The sequence below is a fragment of the Streptomyces microflavus genome (genome assembly GCF_014650075.1).
GTDB classification, from domain to species: domain Bacteria; phylum Actinomycetota; class Actinomycetes; order Streptomycetales; family Streptomycetaceae; genus Streptomyces; species Streptomyces microflavus.
On the sequence record NZ_BMUG01000032.1, the window covers coordinates 1 to 1,656 of the forward strand.

1 protein-coding gene is annotated in these 1,656 nt (G+C 41.5%); it reads left to right on the plus strand.

Going from position 1 to position 1,656, the window contains the following annotated elements; genetic code table 11:
• The first annotated feature begins 96 nt into the window (after positions 1-96).
• A complete protein-coding gene (locus tag IE264_RS38845) occupies positions 97-1,530 on the plus strand; it encodes a form I ribulose bisphosphate carboxylase large subunit (protein WP_189214503.1) in 1,434 nt (477 codons plus the stop codon).
• Positions 1,531-1,656: the final 126 nt, after the last annotated feature.

Here is a 1,656-nt window from a genome sequence, read left to right on the forward strand (position 1 = left end):
CGAGATTTTTGCTAAAGTTTCATTTACGCCTAATTAACATCGAGTAGACCCTGTTATTGTGAGAATTCTTAATTCAAGAGTTATAGGGAGGGACTTATGTCACCACAAACAGAAACTAAAGCAGGTGTTGGATTTAAAGCTGGTGTTAAAGATTATAAATTGACTTACTACACCCCAGAGTATGAAACTAAGGATACTGATATCTTGGCAGCATTCCGAGTAAGTCCTCAGCCTGGGGTTCCGCCCGAAGAAGCAGGGGCTGCAGTAGCTGCCGAATCTTCTACTGGTACATGGACAACTGTTTGGACTGATGGACTTACCAGTCTTGATCGTTACAAAGGACGATGCTATCACATCGAGCCTGTTGCTGGGGAAGACAGCCAATGGATCTGTTATGTAGCTTATCCATTAGACCTATTTGAAGAGGGTTCCGTTACTAACATGTTTACTTCCATTGTAGGTAACGTATTTGGTTTCAAAGCCCTACGTGCTCTACGTTTGGAGGATCTACGAATTCCCCCTACTTATTCAAAAACTTTCCAAGGCCCGCCTCATGGTATCCAAGTTGAAAGAGATAAGTTGAACAAGTATGGTCGTCCTTTATTGGGATGTACTATTAAACCAAAATTGGGATTATCCGCAAAAAATTATGGTAGAGCGTGTTATGAGTGTCTACGTGGTGGACTTGATTTTACCAAAGATGATGAAAACGTAAACTCACAACCATTTATGCGCTGGAGAGACCGTTTTGTCTTTTGTGCCGAAGCTATTTATAAATCACAGGCCGAAACCGGTGAAATCAAGGGGCATTACTTGAATGCGACTGCGGGTACATGTGAAGAAATGATTAAGAGAGCTGTATTTGCAAGAGAATTAGGGGTTCCTATTGTAATGCATGACTACTTAACTGGGGGATTCACCGCAAATACTACTTTGGCTCATTATTGCCGCGACAATGGCCTACTTCTTCACATTCACCGTGCAATGCATGCAGTTATTGATAGACAGAAAAATCATGGTATGCATTTCCGTGTATTAGCTAAAGCATTGCGTATGTCTGGGGGAGATCATATCCACTCCGGTACAGTAGTAGGTAAGTTAGAAGGGGAACGCGAAATGACTTTAGGTTTTGTTGATTTATTGCGCGATGATTTTATTGAAAAAGATCGTGCTCGCGGTATCTTTTTCACTCAGGACTGGGTATCCATGCCAGGTGTTATACCGGTAGCTTCAGGTGGTATTCATGTTTGGCATATGCCAGCTCTGACCGAAATCTTTGGGGACGATTCTGTATTACAATTTGGTGGAGGAACTTTAGGACATCCTTGGGGAAATGCACCTGGTGCAGCAGCTAATCGAGTGGCTTTAGAAGCCTGTGTACAAGCTCGTAACGAAGGGCGCGATCTTGCTCGCGAAGGTAATGAAATTATCCGAGCAGCTTGCAAATGGAGTCCTGAACTAGCCGCAGCTTGTGAAGTATGGAAGGCGATCAAATTCGAGTTCGAGCCGGTAGATACTATTGATAAGTAGATAAAACTAAAGATAAAGAAGAGAAGGTATAAATAAAAAAGAAACGAAATAAAAAGAGAAAAAAATAAGTTATGAAATGCAGTAATTCTTCTTTATTCTTCTAATTGATTGCAATTAAACTCGGCA